This window comes from Hydrogenophaga sp. L310, from assembly GCF_055703065.1.
Genome location: NZ_JBVPZA010000005.1, coordinates 297,395 through 317,650, shown reverse-complemented (window position 1 = coordinate 317,650; position 20,256 = coordinate 297,395). Strand labels below are relative to the sequence as shown.

At 67.3% G+C, this 20,256-nt stretch carries 16 protein-coding genes; 4 read left to right on the top strand and 12 right to left on the bottom strand.

Annotated features, from left to right (window positions below):
- Nucleotides 1-10: 10 nt before the first annotated feature.
- The 7 genes from AC0GNO_RS11690 to AC0GNO_RS11660 all read right to left on the bottom strand — a co-directional run bounded on the left by AC0GNO_RS11690 (nucleotide 11) and on the right by AC0GNO_RS11660 (nucleotide 9,954).
- A protein-coding gene (locus tag AC0GNO_RS11690) for an IS5 family transposase (protein ID WP_472903710.1) occupies nucleotides 11-774 on the bottom strand; the annotation gives its coding sequence in 2 pieces (ribosomal slippage) (nucleotides 11-459 and nucleotides 459-774; 765 coding nt in all).
- 52 nt (nucleotides 775-826) lie between these two features.
- Nucleotides 827-1,585, bottom strand: coding sequence for an enoyl-ACP reductase FabI (fabI, locus tag AC0GNO_RS11685; protein WP_472904018.1), 759 nt, complete (start codon nucleotides 1,583-1,585; stop codon nucleotides 827-829).
- Between the two features lie 83 nt (nucleotides 1,586-1,668).
- Nucleotides 1,669-3,594 (bottom strand): acyl CoA:acetate/3-ketoacid CoA transferase, encoded by a 1,926-nt coding sequence (locus AC0GNO_RS11680; RefSeq protein WP_472904014.1) that lies wholly within the window; start codon nucleotides 3,592-3,594, stop codon nucleotides 1,669-1,671.
- A 24-nt stretch (nucleotides 3,595-3,618) separates the two neighbouring features.
- Complete coding sequence (locus AC0GNO_RS11675) at nucleotides 3,619-6,057, bottom strand: DUF3141 domain-containing protein (protein WP_472904013.1); 2,439 nt, start codon at nucleotides 6,055-6,057, stop codon at nucleotides 3,619-3,621.
- A 61-nt stretch (nucleotides 6,058-6,118) separates the two neighbouring features.
- Nucleotides 6,119-7,303: an acetate/propionate family kinase gene (locus tag AC0GNO_RS11670; protein ID WP_472904012.1), complete on the bottom strand. Its 1,185-nt coding sequence runs from the start codon at nucleotides 7,301-7,303 to the stop codon at nucleotides 6,119-6,121.
- Between the two features lie 241 nt (nucleotides 7,304-7,544).
- A complete protein-coding gene (locus tag AC0GNO_RS11665) occupies nucleotides 7,545-8,309 on the bottom strand; it encodes an alpha/beta fold hydrolase (protein ID WP_472904011.1) in 765 nt (254 codons plus the stop codon).
- Nucleotides 8,310-8,937: 628 nt separating this feature from the next.
- On the bottom strand, nucleotides 8,938-9,954 hold the full coding sequence (locus AC0GNO_RS11660; RefSeq protein ID WP_472904010.1) for a M14 family zinc carboxypeptidase: 1,017 nt from the start codon (nucleotides 9,952-9,954) through the stop codon (nucleotides 8,938-8,940).
- 181 nt (nucleotides 9,955-10,135) lie between these two features.
- On the opposite strand from AC0GNO_RS11660, the gene AC0GNO_RS11655 reads away from it, so the two are divergent.
- On the top strand, nucleotides 10,136-10,303 hold the full coding sequence (locus tag AC0GNO_RS11655) for a hypothetical protein (RefSeq protein ID WP_472904009.1): 168 nt from the start codon (nucleotides 10,136-10,138) through the stop codon (nucleotides 10,301-10,303).
- A 16-nt stretch (nucleotides 10,304-10,319) separates the two neighbouring features.
- The gene (locus tag AC0GNO_RS11650; protein WP_472904008.1) at nucleotides 10,320-11,582 is read left to right on the top strand and encodes a glycerophosphodiester phosphodiesterase family protein; all 1,263 of its coding nucleotides are present in this window, start codon (nucleotides 10,320-10,322) and stop codon (nucleotides 11,580-11,582) included.
- A 40-nt stretch (nucleotides 11,583-11,622) separates the two neighbouring features.
- On the opposite strand, the gene AC0GNO_RS11645 is transcribed toward AC0GNO_RS11650, so the two are convergent.
- Nucleotides 11,623-12,828, bottom strand: a complete 1,206-nt coding sequence (locus tag AC0GNO_RS11645) for a glycosyltransferase (RefSeq protein WP_472904007.1) — start codon at nucleotides 12,826-12,828, stop codon at nucleotides 11,623-11,625.
- The gene (gene asd, locus AC0GNO_RS11640; RefSeq protein WP_472904006.1) at nucleotides 12,825-13,739 is read right to left on the bottom strand and encodes an archaetidylserine decarboxylase; all 915 of its coding nucleotides are present in this window, start codon (nucleotides 13,737-13,739) and stop codon (nucleotides 12,825-12,827) included. Before asd ends, AC0GNO_RS11645 begins: the two co-directional genes overlap by 4 nt.
- A 59-nt stretch (nucleotides 13,740-13,798) precedes the next feature.
- Here asd and AC0GNO_RS11635 point away from each other — a divergent pair, with 59 nt between their 5' ends.
- A complete protein-coding gene (locus AC0GNO_RS11635; protein ID WP_472904005.1) occupies nucleotides 13,799-15,454 on the top strand; it encodes an aminotransferase class III-fold pyridoxal phosphate-dependent enzyme in 1,656 nt (551 codons plus the stop codon).
- 35 nt (nucleotides 15,455-15,489) lie between these two features.
- On the opposite strand, the gene AC0GNO_RS11630 is transcribed toward AC0GNO_RS11635, so the two are convergent.
- Nucleotides 15,490-16,098, bottom strand: a complete 609-nt coding sequence (locus tag AC0GNO_RS11630; protein ID WP_472904004.1) for a DUF962 domain-containing protein — start codon at nucleotides 16,096-16,098, stop codon at nucleotides 15,490-15,492.
- A 165-nt stretch (nucleotides 16,099-16,263) separates the two neighbouring features.
- On the opposite strand from AC0GNO_RS11630, the gene AC0GNO_RS11625 reads away from it, so the two are divergent.
- Complete coding sequence (locus AC0GNO_RS11625; RefSeq protein WP_472904003.1) at nucleotides 16,264-17,499, top strand: glycosyltransferase family 4 protein; 1,236 nt, start codon at nucleotides 16,264-16,266, stop codon at nucleotides 17,497-17,499.
- Between the two features lie 108 nt (nucleotides 17,500-17,607).
- Here AC0GNO_RS11625 and AC0GNO_RS11620 read toward each other — a convergent pair whose 3' ends face one another.
- Nucleotides 17,608-17,844, bottom strand: a complete 237-nt coding sequence (locus AC0GNO_RS11620; RefSeq protein ID WP_472890373.1) for a hypothetical protein — start codon at nucleotides 17,842-17,844, stop codon at nucleotides 17,608-17,610.
- Between the two features lie 181 nt (nucleotides 17,845-18,025).
- Entirely contained in the window at nucleotides 18,026-20,200 is a 2,175-nt protein-coding gene (locus tag AC0GNO_RS11615) for a PhoX family protein (protein ID WP_472904002.1), read from the bottom strand.
- Between the last annotated feature and the right edge of the window lie 56 nt (nucleotides 20,201-20,256).

The following is a 20,256-nucleotide window of genomic DNA, read 5'->3' as shown; positions in this document are numbered from 1 at the left end:
CTAGGGCCTGTTAACACATCCGAAGTCCATCAGCGACGAGGACGAAGCTGATGAAGCCCAGGAACATGAGATCGAGTTTCTCGAAGCGCGAGAAGATCCGGCGATAACCCTTGAGCCTGCGAAACAGGCGCTCGACCTCATTGCGACGCTTGTACATCTCGCGGTCGTACTCCCAAGGTTCGATGCGCGTCTTTATCGGTGGCACCACTGGAATGAAACCCAGATCCAGTGCCAGCTGCCGTGTCTCGTTGCCTTCGTAGGCACGGTCCATCAACAAATGCACCGGCCTGCTGGCCGGCCCAAGACTGCTGAGCAGGCGCCGGCCTTCGGGTGCGTCGTGCGCCTGCCCAGGCGAGAGACAGAACGTCACGGCCGTTCGAGCATCCGCGGCAACCATATGAATCTTGGTGTTCCATCCCCCTCGGGACTTTCCGATGGACTGCGGACCGTTTTTTTTAACGCCCCCGTGCCATCGGGATGGACCTTGATGCTCGTGGAGTCGAGCGAGACCGCTTCGATCTTGATGCGCACGACCTGCGCTCGCTGCAACTCCTCGAACATGCGATCAAGTACACCGGCCTTGGTCCAGCGGTTCATGCGCGTGTAGATGGTATGCCAGTTGCCAAACCGCTTGGGCAGTCCGCGCCACTTGCAGCCATGCTCGGCCACATAGAGGATCGCATTGACCACCTGCAGGTTGCTCAGGCTGACGTTGCCACGCTGCTTGGGCAGGCAGTGCTCAATCGTGGCGAATTGCTCGGGCGTGATCTCCATGCCCCGGAGTATCCGCCGCAGTGGACGCAATCGCTATTAGTGTTAACACGCCCTAGGCCATGATGTGCAGGCCTGCGTCCACGTAGATCACATCGCCCGTCATGCCCGAGGCCCCACCGCCCACCAGGAAAGCCACGGCGCGGCCCACTTCGGCAATGTCCACCAGTCGGCGGCCGGGCGAGCGGGTGACGGCCATGTCGATCAGTTCGTCGAAGTGCCCAATGCCTGAGGCCGCGCGCGTGCGCAGCGGGCCGGGTGAGACGGCAAAGACGCGGATGTCTTTTTCACCCAGCTCCTTGGCCATGTAGCGCACCGTCGATTCCAGTGCCGCTTTCACCGGGCCCATGAGGTTGTAGTTGTTGACCACCTTGTCGGCGCCGTAGTAGCTCATGGTGACCAGCGCGCCGCCTGGGTTCATGAGCGGTTCGGCGAAATGCGCCATTTCGATGAAGGAATGGCAGGACACCTGCATCGCCTGCAGAAAGCCGGTCTGCGAGCAGTCCACGATGCGGCCGTGCAGGTCGTCGCGCGGCGCGAAAGCGATGGAGTGGATGACGAAATCGAGCGAGCCCCAGGTGTTGCGGATCTGCTCGAACACCGCCTGCATCTGACCGGGCTGGCTCACGTCCAGCGGCAGCAGCAGCGCCGCGTCGATCTGCTGGGCCAGTGGTTCGACGTAGGGCTTGGCCTTCTCGTTGAGGTAGGTCAGCGCGATGTCGGCGCCAAAAGCGCGCAGCTTGGCGGCGCAGCCGAAGGCGATGCTGTCGCCGTTGGCCACACCCACCACCAGGCCGCGCCGGCCTTTGAGCATGTCGCCGATGCGGGTGTTTTCGTCCCAGACCTTGGGCAGGGGATCGACGGAGGCGGGGTCGTTGAACATGGGTGCTTTCGGGTTCAGTGCTGGATGGCCGCTTCGGCCTCGGCACGGGTTTCAAAGATGTGCGGCGCCAGGCCTCGGGCGTGGATCGCCTGGCCGAGCTTTTTGCGCAGGAAGGCGCTGGTGCTGTAGCGGGTGACGCTGCGGTAGTGGTGCTGCGTCATGTGTTCGACCACGGCGGCGTAGGCGTCCATCGCCGGTTCGCCGATTTCAAAACCGTCGTAGTTCACGATCACATCCACCGGGTGGCCGATGGCGCGGCATTGCGCCTCGACCGCGGTCTGCACGTCGTGGGCGTCCTGCGGCGTGCGCAGCTTGAGCGCCTGGAAGTTCAGGAGCAGCAGGTTGCGGTCGGCCTGGTAGGCCATGCGCTGCGGCAGCGAGATCGCCAGCAGCGTGTCTTTCAGGCCCATGGGCTCGGCGCGGAAGATGCGCTCGTCCATCAGGCGGGGGTTGCGCACGATGGGCTTGAAGGCCATGTGCGGCAGGATGTCGCGCTCAATGTCGATGCCCGGCGCCACCTCGGTCAGCTCCAGGCCTTCGGCGGTCAGCGCGAGCACGCAGCGCTCGGTGACGTAGATGACCTTCTGGCCGTTGCGCGCCGCGTGTTCGCCGTTGAAGGTGACCTGTTCGATCTTCTCGACGAACTTGCGGTGTTTGCCCTCCTGGGTGATGCGTAACTGCCCGTCGCCCACCGCCACCTTCAGGCCACCGGCCGTGAAGGTGCCGGCGAAGACGACCACGCGGCTGTTCTGCGTGATGTTGATGAAGCCGCCCGCACCGGCCAGCCGGGGGCCGAAGCGGCTGACGTTGATGTTGCCGCGCGCGTCGCACTCGGCCAGGCCCAGGCAGGCCAGGTCCAGACCGCCGCCGTCGTAGAAATCGAACTGCTGGTTCATGTCCAGCTGGGCGGCGGCGTTGGTGGCGGCGCCGAAGTTCATGCCACTGCCCGGCACACCCCCCACCAGCCCGGGCTCGGCGGTGAGCGTCATGTAGGGCAGCAGGCGCTCTTCGGTAGCCACGGCGGCCAGGCCTTCGGGCATGCCGATGCCGAGGTTGATCACGGCGTTGGGCATGAGCTCGAAGGCCGCGCGCCGTGCGATCACCTTGCGCTCGTCCAGCGGCAGCGGTGCCAGCGCGTCCAGCGGCACGCGCATCTCGCCCGAGAGCGCGGGGCTGTAGGCGGTGCCGTAGGTCTGCATGTGGAACTCTGGCCGGGCCACCACCACGCAGTCCACCAGGATGCCGGGCACCTTCACGCGGCGCGGCAACATGGCGCCGGACTCGGTGATGTATTCGACCTGCGCGATCACCATGCCACCGCTGTTCTTCGTGGCCATGGCGATGGCCAGCGTGTCTTGCGTGAGCGCTTCGCGGTCCATGGCGAGGTTGCCCTCGGAGTCGGCCGTGGTGGCGCGGATGAAGGCCACCTTGGGTTGCGGCGCGCGGTAGAACAGCAGCTCGCGCCCGGCCAGCGTGGTGACTTCGACGATGTCTTCGGTGGTGCGGGCGTTGATGCGCCCGCCTTCCAGCCGCGGATCCACAAAGGTCCACAGGCCCACCGGCGACAGGTTACCCGGCAGGCCGGCCGCGATGTCGCGGTAGAGGTGCGAGATCACGCCCAGCGGCAGGTTGTAGGCCTCGATGGCACCCGAAAGCGCCATGGCGCCGATGCGTGGCACGAGGCCCCAGTGGCCGCCGATGGCGCGGCGGATCAGGCCGTCGTGGGCGATGCGGTTGAGGCCCTGGTCCTTGCCGTCGCCCGGGCCGCCACCGAAGAACAGCGTCAGGTCGCGCGGCGTGGCACTGCGCTCAAAGCGCCGGCGCAGCGCATCGAGCAGCTCGTCGGGCACGCCGACCATGCCAAAGCCCGAGCAGATCAGGGTGTCGTTGTCGTGGATGAGTTCGACGGCTTCGTCGGCGGTGACGATCTTGTTTTTCATCGGCGTGGCTTTCCGTGTGGGGGGTCAGGAGCCGGATGGGCCTGTGCGGCGCGGGGTCTTGGTGGGTGCGGCCGCCGGGGTGCGGCGCGTGGCCCGCGGGGCCGGGGTGGCTTGCTCGGCAGCGGCACGGCGGCGCGCGCGAGGAGCCGCTTCGGGCTGGGCGGCTGGGCCGTCCAGCTCCAGCAGATCGTGCATGGTGGCGATCAGGGCTGCGGTCTGCGGCTCCATTTCGGCCGGCGCACCCACGATGTACGCCACCACGTCCATGGCCGCGCGGCGCACCTCGGGCGTGGTCAGCATGCGCGGCAGGGCGGCGAGCGCGGCGTCGGGCTCGAACTCGATGATGACGGACTGTTCGCGGATCAGGTTGGCCCGGTGCTTGGGCGACATGGAAGCAAAGGGCTCGCGCTGCGTGAGCACTTCGGACGAGCGCTCCAGCCGGTCGCGCCGCACCGAGCCCCGCGAGTCGGCCAGCAGGATCAGCATGCGGATCACCGCGGTCTTGAAGCCGCCGCTGTCCACACCCAGCAGCATGGCCTGCACTTCGGGCAGGTAGCGCAGTTCGTTGGGGTCCTTGCGGGTGCGCTCGTGCGCATACGGTTGGCCCAGCCACTGCATGAAGGGGGTGCCGTAGATGGAGAGGAAGCTGGTCTCGTAGGCCGCGTCGCGCAGATCTCGCACCAGGTCCATGCCCTGCATCAGGGTGTTGGCGGCGATGCGTTCCAGGTCGAGCAGCGGGTTCTCGGGCCGGGCGGGTTGGCGGCTGGCCTTGACCTGTGCGGCCGTGCTGTCGATCAGCTGCATGGCGGGGTTGCGGTCGGAGAGTGCGCGGCGGCTGACGCGCGAGGGGTGCGCGTCGCGGATGAGCTGCGCGGTCTGCGGTGTGACGATGGCTTGCACCCAGGGGCGCAGCATGAGCTCGTAGGCGTCGGCGCCCATGTCGGACAGGCGCGCCACGGCGGCAAAGTCGCGCTCCTGCTCGCGGTCGTGGTCGTCGATCTCCAGGATGTCGCTGACCTTGCGGTCGTGGAAGCTGACCACGAAAGCCGCCTCCTCGCCTTCGCCCACCACGTCGTCGATGGTCATCTCGTACAGTCCCGGCGCCAGCGCCTCGATGGTCTTGAGCGTGGACGCCACTTCGGTGTGTTCCTTGTTGGCGATGGAGGACGACACGAAGATGCCGAGATGGCCCACCTTTTCGTGCACCATGTAGATGATGCGCTGGCCGCGGATGCGGATCTCGTGTTCGTCGGCGTAGGTGTCGACGATCCAGTTCAGCGCCTGCTGGGGCGGCGTGATGTTGTCGCCGCGGCTGGCGAACACGATGATGGGCGAGCGGATCGCCTTGAGGTCGATGTGGCGGCCAGGTTCCAGTTGCGCTTCACCACGCGACAGGCGGTTGCCGACGAAGAGCTGCTGCACGATCCAGTGGATCTCGGACTCGTTGGTGAAATGGAAGCCACCCCACCAGCGTTCGAATTCGAGAAAGCTCTCGCGGTTCTGTTCGACGTTCTCGTAGAGGTCGTAGTACTTGCCGAAGAAGTTGCGGCTGGGGTTGAGCGACTCGAAGTTGGACACCAGGTGGGCGCCGTCGAACTCGCCGTTGCCCAGGTCGGACATCAGCAGCGCGGGCATGATGCCGCCGAGCAGGCCGCCGTTGTAGCGCATCGGGTTCTCGCCGATCTTGCCCGACCAGGTGGCCACGGGTGCGCCGTTGATGACCAGAGGGCCGGAAATTTCGGGATTGACCGCGGCAAGGATCAGCGTGGCCCAGCCACCCTGGCAGTTGCCCACGACGATGGGTTTGGGCGCCAGCGGGTGGCGGCGCACGATGGTCTTGATGAAGCCCGCTTCGGCGCGCATGACGTCGGCCAGCGTCTGGCCCGGCTCGGGGTGCTGGCGGAAGGACACGAAATACACCGGGTGGCCGCCGCGCAGCGCCACGCCGACCTGGCTGTCTGCCTTGAAGCCGCCGATGCCGGCGCCGTGGCCGGCGCGCGGGTCGATGATCATGTAGGGGCGCTTCCAGCCGTGCACCTCGACGCCTTCGGGCGGCACGATGTAGAGCAACTGGTAGTTCACCGGCCTGGCGAGTTCGCGACCGTCCACGATTTCTTCGTAGGCGTAATCGAGCACCGGCGGCGTGCCGGCAGCTTCATGAGCCAGATCGGTGTTGCCGCGCTCGCGCAGGGTGTCCAGCGTCAGCAGCCCGCGCTGGGCCGCATCCACGCCGTATTCGGCGGCATCGCGCGCGGTTTCGCCCTTGAAGAACGCCTGGGTCATGGCCTGGCCCAGGCGGGTCCAGTCGGCCCAGAGCGACTGGCTGCGCTCGGTGTGGCTGCGGATGATTTTTTCGACGTGGCGCGACTGGGCGGTGCGGATGCGCTGCACCTGCCTCTCCAGGGTCCGGGCGTTCTCGTTCTGGTGCTGGCCTAGGTTGGTGGGGCTGAAGACGGGGTTCATGTCGATGGGCTTTCGGGAAGGGAAGGCGACGGATGGGCGAGCGACGGATGAGGAAAAGGCTTCAGACGCCGAGCAACTGGGCCGCGTGTTCGGCCAGCATGCGTTCTTCGTCGGTTTTGAGGACCAGCACCTGCACGCGGGAGGTGGGCAGGCTGATGAGGGTGTCGCCGCGCTGGTTGGCGTCGTGGTCGATGGCGATGCCCATCCATTCCATGTCGGTCAGCATGGCCAGGCGCACGCGCGCGGCGTTCTCGCCGATGCCGCCGGTCATGACCAGGGCGTCGATGCCGCCCAGGCACGAGGCCAGGCCGCCGATCTCGCGCCGCCCGCGGTCGGCGAAGTAGGCCAGGGCGTCGCGCGCGGCGGGGTTCCCGGAGGCTTCGAGCGTGCGCACGTCGTGCGACTCGCCCGAGAGGCCCTTGAGCCCGGCGTTTTTGTAGAGCAGGTCGCTGATGGCGGCCGCGTCCATGCCTTTTTCGGTCATCAGGTAGAGCAGCACGCCAGGGTCGAGCTGGCCGCAGCGCGTGCCCATGGGCAGGCCGTCGAGCGCGGTGAAGCCCATGGTGGAGGCGACCGAGCGGCCGTCCTGTATGGCGCACATGGAGGCGCCATTGCCGAGGTGGGCCACGATCACGCGGCCGCGGGCGAGCGCGGCGTCGTGTTCGCGCAGGCGGCGCACGATGTATTCGTAGGACAGACCGTGAAAGCCATAGCGGCGCACGCCTTCGTCGTAGTAGCTGCGTGGCAGCGCGAAGGTGTCGGCGACGAAGGGGTGGCTGCGGTGGAAGGCGGTGTCGAAGCAGGCCACCTGCGGCGTGTCCGGGAAGGCCACGCGCGCGGCGCGGATGCCGGCCAGGTTGTGCGGCTGGTGCAGCGGCGCGAGCGGCACCAGGCGTTCGAGCTGCGCCAGCAGCGCATCATTGATCCGCACCGCGTCGATCAGGTCCACGCCACCGTGCACCACGCGGTGGCTGACCGCCACCACGCGCTGGCCCGCGTGGGCCTTTTCCAGCCAGTGCAGGATGGCCTGCAGGGCGGCGCTGTGGTCTGCCGGGCCGTTGTGGTCGGGCATGTCGTGCTCGGAGGTTCCGGCGGTAGTGGATTTCACCGAAAACCGGGCTTTGGCGCCCAGCCCTTCGACCTGGCCAGCGGCGAGCAGAGGCAGGTCGGGCCTGGCGCTGTAGGCCGCGAATTTCACGGACGACGAGCCCGCGTTGAGGGTGAGCAGGATGGGTTGGGCGTTCATTTTTGGGGCTTCTTCGTCAGGCGGTGTGTTGCGCAGCGGTTCTTGTGGAAGGCCTGCAAGCAAGTTAACGGCCCAGGGTGACGGTTGCACGACACCCTGGCTTCACGATGATGACGGTGAAGTGCCTAGTGGGTAGGGCGGATAAAAGGGTCTTCTCCAGCCCAAATCGATAGCCTTGTCTCGTTTCGGGGCGCCGAACCTGGGGTGGCACCAGGTCGGGGCAGCGGTGCCCCAAGAAGGCTCAGGTCGAGGCAGCGCTTTTTGGCAACCAGTCCCTGACCTGATGCGCCACCCATTGCGGATCATCCAGCGGCAGGTCGTGGCCCGCGGCTGGGTGCGTCACCAGTGGGCAGTGCCAGGCGCTGGCGATGGCTTGCGAGCAGCGGCTGTCGACCAGTTGGTCGTGCTCGCTGGACAGCAGCAGCAGGGGAACACCGGGCGCCAGTCGCGGCGCGCGGTATCGGGCTGCGGCAATCAGCTGGCGCACGGCGTTGCGGGCACTCACCGGGCGCTGGCGGCGCAGGGCTGCCCAGTCCGGGATCACGCCCCGCAATTGATCGGGCTGGTTGCTGGTGAGCCGCAGCACGGTCTGTTCAATGGCTTCTGCCGTGCCGCGGCCCAGGGTGAGGCGCAGCAGGGCCGGGTAGTTGGCGGGCCGGAGCCGGTGTGTCAGGGGGCTGAAGGCGCGCATGCTGGTGTTGATCAGCACGCAGCCTTTCAGCTCCTCGGGTGCCACGCGCGCCCACTCGGCCGCCATCATGGCGCCAAGCGACATGGCCAGCAGGTAAACCGGGGTCTCGATGCCGCGGCGGGCGCATTCGTCACGGCAGGCAGCCACCATGCCGGCCACCGAGAGCGGGCTGGTCTGGCGGTGGTGCGCCCCATTGCCTGGCAGGTCCACCGTGTGGATGCGGGCGTGAGGCAGGATCTGCTGGAAGTCGGCGGTGAAGCGGCCCCAGTGCGCGGCTTCGCGCGTCAGACCCCTGAGGAGTATCCAGGTGGTCATGGGGAAACCTCCTTCTTTCGCTCGCTGCATTTTGCGGCTGCGGTAGGCGCTGTCCGGTGGGGGCTCATACTGGGACGGTCGGCGCCTTGCGCCGACTTCGCTGCGCCCACCAGCCTGGGACCGGCGGGGCCAAACTCGCTGCGTTCGCTGCGCTCTCTCCGCTCAGACAGTGGCCGCGAGTCAGATACGAGGCGCGCACTTGCGCGCCCGGCCCCAGGCTGGCGTGCACAGCCGCCCCAGAAATCGCCTCCACCGGACAGCGCCTGCCGCAGCAAGAGACGGATGGGTATTCCAACGGTGGCGCGCCAACACCCCAGTTTGCCAAGGCGTGTGCGCTCAGGCCGCAGCGCGCCGTGTGAGGCGCCGAGAAGCACAGTGCCCGTGGCCGCGCGCGCAGCGCGCTTCGTTGACTGACTCGTCGCACTTGTCTGAGCGGAGAGAGCGAAGCGAACGCAGCGAGTTGTGCGATGTGCCACGGTCGCGAGCATCGCAGGGAAGTCGGTGCAAAGCACCGACCGCCTCACCCAAGCGCTGTGGCCTGAGCGCACACGCCTTGGCACGCGAGGTGCAAAAACCGAGGCCAACAGTTCACAACAGATGCGCATCGAGAAAGACCACAAAAAGGAGATCAATACCAGTCAGCCAGCGCATCCGCATGCCGCTGACCGCGTTGATCTGCACCAGGTGTCCACCGCGTGTGGCTGCTGGCGGCGCGCGAGAGAAAGTCCAGCAGCGCCAGGTGCCGGCGCAGCACGCGCTGCTGGCGGTGGCCGATCAGCGGGTTGAAGATGCCCTTGCGTGAAAACAGCTGGCGCGGGTTTTTCTTGATCCACAGCCACGAGCCCATCTCCAGCGTCAGCGGCAGGAAGGTGCGCTCCGGGTGCGCGGTGCTGGCCTGCAGGTAGAGGTGGTCCCAGAGGTCGCCGTGGGTCAGGTACTGCGCGCTCTGCGGTTCGATGATGTAGGGGTGGTGGCTGTGGGCCTGCTCGAAGATGGCCTTGAGCGCGTGCACCTCGGCCAGGTGCGCGATCGGCTCGCGCGTGTGGGCGAACGGGAACCACAGGCGGTCGCTGATGCCGAAGCCCGAGTGGCAGTCCAGAGCTAAGCTGAACGAGCGGCTCAGCAGTTCGCGGTGCACCAAGTCGCAGACCGCCTGGCTCTCGGCTTCCATCGCTTCGCCCAGGCGCCCGCGGTACCAGGGCAGTGCCGCGCTCAGGCGCTGCCCGCCCAGCATGTAGGGCACCCTTTCGCGCGCTTCGACCGGGGCGTTGCGCATCAGGTCGACTCCGCGCGGATTGGCCCGCGTCGCGGCCCACATGCCGCCGGGGTTGACGATGGGCATGAACACCAGGCGCACGCCTTCCAGCAGGCGGTGCAGCGAGCTGTCCCACGACAGCCGCGTGACGATGTTCTGCAGGAAGGCGATGACCACCTGGGCACCGATGCGCTCCAGACCGTGCACACCACCGAAGTAGCCGACTGCAGGCACGTCCAGGCTGGGGTTGCCCAGGGTGATGGCATGCACGGGGAAACTGCGGCCCGATGGCAGTGTGATGCGACACGGCTCCTGCACCTGCAGGTGGGGCGCGCCCAGCTCCAGGATTTTTTCCAGAGCCAGCAGCTCGGGCAGGGCGGTTTCAGGCACGGTGGGGAGGGGTGGTGTGGAATGCGGGTGGGACTTGAATCAGCGCCGAGCATAACGCCCGTGTTGGCCGTTCGGCATGCTGCGGGCCACCGTTGCAATGGCTGGAGGTTGACGCAAAATCGTCACATGAAATCGCTATCGTGCTTCGACGGCCATACGGGTCAGCCAGAAAGGGCTTTGCATGATGAAGAACGCGCGGGTTCGCCGCAAGCGGGATCCGCTGCAGGCACTAAAGCGGTTTGGCGCGATCGGCTGCGGTGTGGTGGGTGGTGTGCTGGAGCTGCTGGCCCTGCAGCGCTTCCGCTTCAACGCGCGCCGCGAACGCAGCCATTCAGCCTGGAACCGCTGAGCCCGGAGGGTTTTTCATGCGTCACCTGATGTTCGGCCTGGCTGTGCTGGGTCTGACTGCCAACGCCGCGTGCGCTTCACCGGATGGTCCAGAGCATGGTCAGCGCCCGCAGAAGTCGGTCCGGGTGGAGCTGGGTGTGCGCCCCTTCTTCCTTGTGGACGACATGGCCGACAGGCCCCTGAAACGAAAGCTCCAGCAGTGTGCCCAGCGCGGCAAGTTCACGCCGCGCGATTTTTCTATCGGTCACCGGGGTGCTGCGTTGCAGTTTCCCGAGCACACGGTGGAGTCGTACACCGCGGCGGCGCGCATGGGGGCCGGCATCGTTGAATGTGATGTGACCTTCACCAAGGACAAGGAACTGGTCTGCCGCCACGCGCAGAACGACCTGCACACCACCACCAACATCCTGGTCACGCCGCTGGCCACCCGGTGCACCAGGCCCTTCGTGCCGGCCACGTTCGACGCCGACGGCAAGGTGGTCACGCCCGCCCAGGCCGAATGCCGCACCAGCGACATCACGCTCGCCGAGTTCCGCACTCTGCGCGGCAAGATGGACGCCTCCAACCCGGCCGCCCGCACGCCACAGGAATACCTGGGCGGCACGGCGAATTTCCGCACCGACCTGTATTCGGGCCCCACGAGCGGCACGCTGATGACCCACGCCGAGAGCATTGCGCTGTTCAAGCGGCTGGGCGTGAAGATGACGCCGGAACTCAAGAGCGCGAGCGTCGAGATGCCTTTTGACGGCTTCACGCAAGAGGCCTATGCACAGAAGATGATCGACGAGTACAAGCAGGCTGGCGTGTCGCCGCGCCAGGTGTTCGCGCAGTCCTTCAACATCAACGACGTGCTGTACTGGGTGCGCAACGAGCCCGCGTTTGGCCAGCAGGCGGTGTACCTGGACGACGCCAACACCGTGGCCCAACTGCCCAGCCGCGATCAACTGGTGGACTACAAGCGCCAGGGCATCCAGATTGTGGCGCCCCCGATCTTTGCCCTGCTGAGCACCAACGCCACGGGCGACATCGTGCCTTCTCCGTACGCGCTGGATGCCCAGGCGGCCGGTCTGGGCATCATCACCTGGACGCTGGAGCGGTCGGGCATCCTGGCCGATGGCAGCAACGGCTTTTATTACCAGAGCTTTGATTCGGCGATCAAGACCGAGGGTGACATGTTCCGCGTGCTCGACGTGCTGGCCAAGGACGTGAAGGTGATGGGCGTGTTCTCCGACTGGCCCGCCACTACCACCTTCTACGCGAACTGCGCCGGCTTGCGCTGAGGGAAGGAAGCACCCCCCGCGCCGCTTCGCGTCACCCCCCTCAAGGGGGGCGGCACTGGCCGTCCGGCAAAGCCGGCCCGGCGGTGCCCCTGGGGTTGCATCGCTTCTCACTTCGCGAGTGGTGCAGCGCCCCGCTCTGCAAGAGCGCGGCCAGGATCTCCGGGATCTCGAACAGCGCCCGGTTCTGGATCCGGTCCACGCGGGCGCGGTACGCGTCCAGCCCATCCAGCAATTGCGCCACCGCGCTGTCCACGCCGCGGAAGCTGCCGATCACGATGCCGAGCCGCTGCTCGCGGACCCAGTCGGCGTTGTAGCGCTCCTGCGGCATGGTCCAGGCGTTGTTCACCACGATCACCGGCAGGCCCAGTTGCACCGCCTCGCTCACGCTGCCGGGTCCGGGTTTTCCGATGAAGAAGTCCGCCAGCCGCATCCAGGCGGGGATGTCGCTGCTGAACCCGATCACGACGTGCCGCGCGGTCGAAGGCTGGGCACGCAGGCGCTCGGCGAGGGCCTGGTTGTGGCCGCAGACCAGGATCAGCTGGGTGTCGCTCAGCCGCTCGGCGATGCCCAGCATGGCCTTGGAGCCGTGGCCGCCGAACAGCACCAGCCCGGTCGGGCGCTGCGGATCCAGCCCGAGGCGGCGTTGTTCCTCGGCCCGGTCGAGGGTGGCGGGCCGGTAGAACTCGGGGCGAAGGATCATGCCCGAGGTGGCGTACACGCGGTCTTCGCTGTGGCCCAGCGCGAGGGCCTGCTGCACCGCGCGCGGTGTGCCGCAGACGAAATGCTGCGGCTGGTCGCGCTCGATCCAGAAATGCGGTGGCAGGTCGGCGAGGTCGGTCAGCACGGTGACGTAGGGCACGCCGGGCAGCGCGGCGGTCAGGCTGTGATACAGGGCGCGGTTGAAGTTCGGGATCAGCGAGATCACGAGGTCGGGGCGCGTGCGTTGCCAGTGGCGTCCCAGCTTGCGCACCAGGGTCGGGTGGGCGAGCCGGATCAGGCCCTGCAGGATCTTGAGTTCGTGCGCCATGCCCAGGGTCCAGCCACGCGCGAGGCGCTGGTTGTACCAGTCCTCCGGCGCCTTGCCGGTGAGGCGCTTGAAGCGGCCCGAGGGGTCGAGCACCTCGAACAGGTTGACCAGCCGCACCTCCCAGGGGCGGCCTTGTTCGCGCAGCACGGATTGCAGGGCGAGCGCGGAGGCGCGGTGGCCGCCGCCGGCGTTGAAATAGATCAGGTCGACGGTGGTCATGGGGTGTCACTTGTGTGGGAGCTTGTTTGAAGCAGGGCTTCGCCCATGCGGATGCGGTGGCCGTTGCGCAGCGAGGGGTCGGGCGCCAGGCCCGGCGGCGCGAGCACCAGGATGGTGGAGCCGTGTTCGAACCAGCCGAGTTCATCGCCCTGCCGGTAGCGGGCCGAGCAGGGCAGCTGGTGGGGCCCGCGGTAGCGCAGATTGAGCGGCACGTCGAGCGCGCGCAGGCGCATGCTGGCCACCAGGATGGCCGCCACGGGCACCAGCACCAGCAGGCCGCCATCGGCCTGGCGCAGCCGCAGCACGGCGCGTTCGTTGCGGCAGAACAGCCGCTCCACGCGCTGGAGCGCGATCGGGTTGACGTTCCAGGTGTCGCCGCTGATGTAGGTGACGTGTTCGAGCGTGGCGTCGCAGGGCGCGTGAAAGCGGTGGTACATGCTGGAGGTGAGCCGCAGTGTCACGTAGCTGCCGCCCTGCAGCTGCCGCGCCAGCTCGCGGCCTTGCACGTTGTCGCCCAGCAGGTCGAGCAACCGGTAGGGGAAGCCCTTGGCCTGGAACAGCTGGGCGTCCGTGCCGTACTGCAAGGCCCCGATGCGGCCGCAGGCGCCGACGATGCCGTCGCTCGGGCTGGTCAGCACGCCGGGCCGGCCATCGAGCGGGCGCAGGCCGGGCTTGAGTTCGCGGATGAAGCAGTCGTGCAGGCTGTCGAAATGCGACTTTTTGGCCTCGCTCAGGTCGAGGTCGGAGAAGGTTTTCCAGACCGCCATCGACGCATCGCGCACCAAGGGGTGGCGGATGCGGCTCCACCAGCCCATGAAGCGCGTGAGCGCGATGCGCGGCACGCGGTTGGTCAGCAGGAAATTCAGGTCTTCGTTCAGCACCAGGCGCTGAGCGGCGGCTCGCAGGTTCATACGGGTGTCATGGGGGTGAAATAGAAACGCGGGATTGCAGTCACGGAGCAGTCATCGCCATGCCCTTCATCGAATACGCACTCCCGGCCGCCGCGCTCGCGCTGGGTCTGCCCGCACTCAAGCGCCGCCTCGACCTCTCGCGCGCCAAGCACCGCTCGCTCGCCGGTCATTCGCGTTTGGCCAAGCGGTTGGCGCGCCTGCTGCCGGGCTACGCCTACGACGAGGCGCGCTTCTTCAACTGCGACGGGGTGTCCGATGAGGTCGCGCAGCTGCGGCGCGCGGCCTTCGACACGCTGTGCGCCGGGTTTGCGCAGCGCTACGCCAAGACCCTGGCGCTCACCGCGCAGGCGCGCGAGGGCCTGGCCGACCTGCAGTTCACCGGCAAATACCGCGTGCCCTTCCAGTTCAGCCCCATCGTGAGCGAGCGGCTCAAGGTGGGCGCGTTCGTGCAGTCGGCCGAGGGCGTGAGCCAGACCGACCTGGACGGCAACCGCTTCATCGACCTGACGGGGTCCTACGGCGTCAACGTGTTCGGCGTGGACTTCTACAAGGCCACCATGGCCGAGGGCGCGGCGCTGGCGCAGGAGCTCGGGCCGGTGCTCGGCGCCTACCACCCCTGCGTGGCCGACAACATCGCGCGGCTGCGCGCCATCTCCGGGCTGGACGAGGTTTCGTTCCACATGTCGGGCACCGAGGCGGTGATGCAGGCCGTGCGCCTGGCGCGTTACCACACGCGGCGCCAACACCTGGTGCGCTTCTGCGGCGCCTACCACGGCTGGTGGGAAGACGTGCAGCCCGGCCCGGGCAACCCGCTGCCCCCGCGCGAGACCCACACCCTGGCCGACATGAGCGAGCGCAGCCTGCAGGTCTTGCGCACGCGCAAGGACATCGCCTGCGTGCTGGTCAACCCGCTGCAGGCCCTGCACCCCAACCGCAACGCACCGGCCGACTCGGCGCTGGTCGACAGCAGCCGACAGGCCGGCTACGACAAAGCCGCCTACACCGCCTGGCTGCAGCGCCTGCGCCAGGTCTGCACCGAGCGCGGCATCGTGCTGATCTTCGACGAGGTGTTCCTCGGCTTCCGGCTCGCACCGGGCGGCGCGCAGGAATACTTCGGCGTGAAGGCCGACATGGTCACCTACGGCAAGACACTGGCCGGTGGCTACCCGGTGGGCGTGGTCTGCGGACGCCACGACCTGATGCAGCGCTACCGCCCCGAGCGCCCGGCCGACCTGTGTTTCGCGCGCGGCACATTCAACGCCCACCCGTATGTGATGGGCGGAATGAACGCGTTCCTGCGCCGCCTGGATTCGCCCGAGGTGCAGGACATCTACGACGGCCAGGAGGCTCGCTGGGACGCGCGCGCGCTGCGCTTCAATCAGACCATGGCCGCCGAGGGTCTGCCCATGCGCGCGACGAACATGCACAGCATCTGGACCATCGGCTACACCGAGCCCTCGCGCTACAACTGGCTGCTGCAGTACCACCTGCGCTGGCACGGGCTGGCCCTGAGCTGGGTGGGCACCGGGCGCCTGATCTTCAGCCTGAACTTCAGCGACGCCGACTTCGAGCAGGTGCTGCAGCGCTTCGTGCTCGCCGGCCGCGACATGCACACACAGGGCTGGTGGGGGCAGGGCGGCGGGCAGAGCAACAAGGACATCCGCCGCGGCATCCTGCGCGAGGTGCTCGGCACGCTGCTCGGGCGCCAGGTCTGAGCGTGTCAAGGCGGGCGGTCGTTGCCGGTGCCGGTTCAGGCGCGCTGGCCGTGGTAGGCCGGGTCGAGCAGCTCGCCGCGCAGCAGCTGCAGCGGGGCCCGGTGGTACAGCGCGATGTCGTGGAAAGGGTCGGTCAGGATCTTGGTCATCCACACCAGGCCGGTCTGCACGTCGCGGATGAAGAACAGGTGCACGGTGCGGAACAGCAGGCCACCGACCCCGATCACCAGCCAGGCCGCGCCGACGTCGCGCGCATAGCCGGTCCAGTCGGCGTGCGGCTCGATCAGGCCCAGCAGGTCGGGCGAGGCCAGCAGCGCCACCGGCGCGGCGGCCCACAAGGCCATCAGCACGATCTTGCGCTGCAGGTTGTAGCCCACCTTGATGGCTTCCTTGTGTTCGTGCGTGGCCTGGTTGATGTGGTCGTAGCCCTTGGGTTCAAAGAAAAAGTGGCCCGCCTGGCGCGTGGCCATGGAGACCAGCCAGGCGATCAGCGCCGAGACCACCGGGTCGATCAGCAACCACGCGTAGGCCACCAGGAAACTGATCGCGCTGACGAAATGCAGCGTCTGGTTGATGCGGTGGTGGTGGTAGTAGCGGTGGTCGTCCTGGCGCTGGATGTCAAGGGCCTCGAAAAAAGTCGTCACATGGGTCTCCTGGAGGTGGGGAATGGGCACGGTGTGGCGACATGATCTGCAGACTCGATGAAAGGCCGGTGACAGGGGCGCTCTGTCATCGCGCGGGCACAGGGCTGTCATCGGCGCGGGCCGGTTTGTCACATGCCTGTTGTGCAAGCCCGGGAAGATGCCGGCATGAACCATCTCGCCTCTCAGAACATCCTCGTGCAGGAATTTCCGGCCGCCCGGCCTTCGATGCGCCTGGCCGTGGTCACCGAGACCTGGCCACCCGAAGTCAACGGCGTGGCACTCACGCTGGCGCGGCTGGTGCAGGGCCTGTGTGAGCGCAACCACCAGGTGCAGCTCGTGCGCCCGCGCCAGACCCGCGCCGACCTGGGCGCGCAGGACGCCGGGTTCGAAGAGGTGCTGATGCGCGGCATGCCGATCCCGCGCTACCCGCAGCTCAAGCTGGGCCTGCCGGGCAAGAAGGCCCTGATCTCGGCCTGGGCGCTGCAACGGCCCGACCTTGTGCACATCGCCACCGAAGGCCCGCTGGGCTGGTCGGCGCTGCAGGCTGCGCGCCACCTGCGACTGCCCGTGACCTCCGACTTCCGCACCAATTTCCACAGCTACAGCCAGCATTACGGCCTGGGCTGGCTGAAGAAACCCATCGTGGCCTACCTGCGCAAGTTCCACAACCTCACGCAGTGCACCATGGTGCCCACGCGCGCGCTGTGTGCCGAGCTGATCTCCAGCGGCTTCGAGAACATCCGCGTGGTCGCGCGCGGTGTGGACACGCAGCTGTTCCGGCCCGAGCGCCGCAGCGGCGAACTGCGCGCCCAGTGGGGCGCCGACGAAGCCAGCCTGGTGCTGCTGGTGGTGGGCCGGCTGGCCGCCGAGAAGAACCTGGAGATCGCGATCCGCGCTTTCGAGGCGATGGGCGCGGTGCACCGCGATGTGCGGCTCGTGTTCGTGGGCGACGGCCCGCAGCGCGAAGCTTTGCAGCAGCGCTGCCCCCCGGCGGTGTTTGTGGGGCAGCTGCGGCAGGACGTGCTGGCCGCGTGTTACGCCTCGGCCGATCTGTGCCTGTTTCCCAGCCTGACCGAGACCTTTGGCAACGTCACGCTGGAGGCGCTGTCCAGCGGGCTGCCGGTGCTGGCCTTCGACACCGCGGCGGCGGCCGAGTGGCTGGAACCCTGCGTCACCGGCTGGATGGCGCCGGCGGGAGATGCGTCAGCGTATGTCGCACTGGCCCGCGAACTGGCCGCCCAGCCCCAGCACATCACCCTGGCCAGCACCCGGGCGAGGCAGCAGGTCGCCCAGCTGGACTGGCAGCAGATCGCCGCCCAGGTCGAGGCCGTGTTCACGGGCGTGATGGCGCAGAACGTCGGACGCACCATGCCTTCTGCGCCGCCGCTGCCCGCGCACTGAAGCGCTCTGTTCATCGGCATTCACCGCAGCGACACACCCGCTGTCGTCGTTTTGGGATGTGCTGCTGCATACAGCCATACCGCCATTTTCTTTCCGTTCGCGGGCGGTTCACCCAGGGCCCTCGTTGGACATGTCGTGGACGGTCTCCGATTTGCGAAACACGATTTCGCCTGTCGGTACGTGGACGACCCGAATCTCCCGACCCGGCGGGATCGTCTGGCTCTTGGCTGCAACCACAACCGCGAGTTCCCCATCGTCAAGCACGCAGCTCTTTCCCATGGCCACGTGCAGGAGGGCGCTCACGATGGGGCGTTCACTTTCGATGCGGTAGATGCCGTTTGGCATGATGGCTCCTTTGTGTACATCACAAATCGCAGGGGCGACAGCGAGATCATGGGTTTCAGCATAGTGCTGCGACGGGTGCACGGCCAGTCACCAGGTGCTGCTGTTGTTACCAGGTGTCGGCCTCACAGCGGGCAAGAAAAAACCCGGCCGAAGCCGGGTTGTGAAGTGGAACGAAGCGGGATCAGGAACCGATCACGCCGCCGTCGTTCTTGGTGATGACGATCGTGGCCGAGCGCGGGCGCTGGCCAGCGCCGTAACCGGCGTTGGCGGGCCACTGGCTCTGGTACTTGGCCGGATTGCCCACGTCGGCCATGGCTGTGCCTTCGCCCGGGTGCTGGATGTTGACGAACACCGCACGGCCATCGGGTGTCTCGCACCAGCCGGTGATCTCGCAGCCCTTGGGACCGACCAGAAAACGTGCCAGCGTGGTGGGCGTCGGGGTCTTGCCCACGTAGGTGGTGACGGACTTGTCGCCGTGCTTGACCGTCCTGGCGCCGCCATCGCCGAGCTTGCCGGGGATGGCGGCGAGCATCATGCAGTTGGTCTTGTCGGTGTAGGCGCCGTCGTCGGTCTGGATCCAGCAGACGCCGGTGGCCGGGCTGAACACCAGGCCGTCGGGCGCCGACATGTCGTTGTCGTCGGTGAGGCTGGAGAGGTTCACCGCTGCCTTGTCGGCATCGGCTTCGGCGCCGAAGACGTAGACGTCCCACTTGAACGCGCTGCCGGCGGGCGAGGCGTCGGCCATGCGAACGATGTGGCCGTGCACGTTGCCCTTCTGCGCCTTGCTGCCCTTCATGTCGGTGTACATGCGCGGGTTCACGGCGTCCGTGTTGGCTACCGTGCGGTTGCTGTTGTTGGTCAGCGTGATGTAGACCTCGCCGGTCTTCGGGTTCACACCGCCCCATTCCGGGCGGTCCATCTTGGTCGCGCCCACGGCGTCGGCCGCCAGACGCGTGAAGATGGCGACGTCGGCGTTGGACTTGAACTCGAAGTACGAGCTGCCCGCGATGATGGGGTTGTTCATCGACAGTTCCAGCCATTCACCGCTGCCGTTGTCCTTGAAGCGGGCGGCAAACAGCGTGCCCTTGTCGAGGTATTTGTCACCGGCGGCCAGGCGGTTGGCCGGCTGCGCGTCCTTCGGGTCCCACTTGGCGTCGGACACGAACTTGTAGATGTACTCGCCGCGTGCGTCGTCGCCCATGTAGGCCACGACGGGCTGGCCGGCCACCGGCTTGGCGAAGGCCACGCTCTCGTGCGCGAAGCGGCCCAGCCCGGTGCGCTTGCGCATCGGCGCCTGGGTGTCGTAGGCGTCCATCTCGACCACATAGCCGAAGGTGTTCATTTCGTTGCGGTAGTCGTCCTTCGCGCTGGCGGCCAGTGCGCCGTTGTTCCAGCGCACGTACTGGTCTTGCGGGCCGGCGCTTTCCCAGCCGTGGCGGCTGGCGGCGCCGGCCTTGCGGCCGTAGCGGTTGAGGGCCTGGACCTGCTTGTCCTTCTGGCGGCGATCGTCGTCCTTGGCGTCGCGCGAGAAATAGCCGTACCAGTTTTCTTCGCCCGAGACAAAGGTGCCCCAGGGGGTCTTGCCGGTGCCGCAGTTGTTCAGCGTTCCGCGGCACAGGGTGGCGTCGGTGCTGAACTTCGTCACCAGGTGTTCACTGCCGCGTGCCGGGCCGTGGATGGCGGCCGTGGTCATGGTGGTGACACGGCGGTTGAACGGCGAGCTGGTCTTGTAGGCCCACTGCTTGCCGCTGCTCTGGACTTCAACGAAGGACAGGCCGTGGATCGCGAGTTCCTTGTCCACTTCAGACGCCGGGCGGGGCAGGGTGGACGCGCCGCCGTTGGTGTGGATGAAGAAGGAGCTGAGCTTCTCGTCGGTGGTGGCTTCGTGGTTCACGGCCAGGATGCCGCGGCTGTTGAAGCTGTTGGATGGCTTGCCCGAGGCGTCCAGACCGAACCACTCCATGCCGTCGTGGTGGTCGCCGGCGCGCTGCTCGAAAGCGGTGTCGCTGCCATCGTTCTTGTAGGCGGGCACACCGGCGGCCAGCGGGTCGCCCAGCGCGTAGATGATCTGGGCGCTGTAGCCCTCGGGCACGACCACCTTGTCGGCCAGGCTCTTGGCCACGGGCTTGAAGCCCAGGCTGGTGAGGGCTGCGCCGGTGGTGCCGGACGCGCCGGAGGTGGCGCAGCCGCTCAGGGCCGTGGTGCCCAGAACGCCGGCACCCGCGGCACCCGCCGCGCCACGCAGCAGGCCGCGGCGGCTCAGGCGGGCATCGAGCACCTGATCAATGTGGGGGTTGGCCGTGTGGTTGGAGTCTTCGTTGTTGAAGTTACCGGGGTGGGAGATGTCAGATTTCAATTGGTGGCCTCGTGGGTTGAACAAACGGGGCCAAGCATCTCCCGTTTGTGTGAAAC

Bases quoted from the DNA above. Each gene is read 5' to 3' on its own strand.
- fabI (WP_472904018.1), bottom strand. From the start codon at position 1,585: ATGCTCAAAGGCCGGCGCGGCCTGGTGGTGGGTGTGGCCAACGGCGAC.
- AC0GNO_RS11680 (WP_472904014.1), bottom strand. From the start codon at position 3,594: ATGAAAAACAAGATCGTCACCGCCGACGAAGCCGTCGAACTCATCCAC.
- AC0GNO_RS11675 (WP_472904013.1), bottom strand. From the start codon at position 6,057: ATGAACCCCGTCTTCAGCCCCACCAACCTAGGCCAGCACCAGAACGAG.
- AC0GNO_RS11670 (WP_472904012.1), bottom strand. From the start codon at position 7,303: ATGAACGCCCAACCCATCCTGCTCACCCTCAACGCGGGCTCGTCGTCC.
- AC0GNO_RS11665 (WP_472904011.1), bottom strand. From the start codon at position 8,309: ATGACCACCTGGATACTCCTCAGGGGTCTGACGCGCGAAGCCGCGCAC.
- AC0GNO_RS11655 (WP_472904009.1), top strand. From the start codon at position 10,136: ATGATGAAGAACGCGCGGGTTCGCCGCAAGCGGGATCCGCTGCAGGCA.
- AC0GNO_RS11650 (WP_472904008.1), top strand. From the start codon at position 10,320: ATGCGTCACCTGATGTTCGGCCTGGCTGTGCTGGGTCTGACTGCCAAC.
- AC0GNO_RS11645 (WP_472904007.1), bottom strand. From the start codon at position 12,828: ATGACCACCGTCGACCTGATCTATTTCAACGCCGGCGGCGGCCACCGC.
- asd (WP_472904006.1), bottom strand. From the start codon at position 13,739: ATGAACCTGCGAGCCGCCGCTCAGCGCCTGGTGCTGAACGAAGACCTG.
- AC0GNO_RS11635 (WP_472904005.1), top strand. From the start codon at position 13,799: ATGCCCTTCATCGAATACGCACTCCCGGCCGCCGCGCTCGCGCTGGGT.
- AC0GNO_RS11625 (WP_472904003.1), top strand. From the start codon at position 16,264: ATGAACCATCTCGCCTCTCAGAACATCCTCGTGCAGGAATTTCCGGCC.
- AC0GNO_RS11620 (WP_472890373.1), bottom strand. From the start codon at position 17,844: ATGCCAAACGGCATCTACCGCATCGAAAGTGAACGCCCCATCGTGAGC.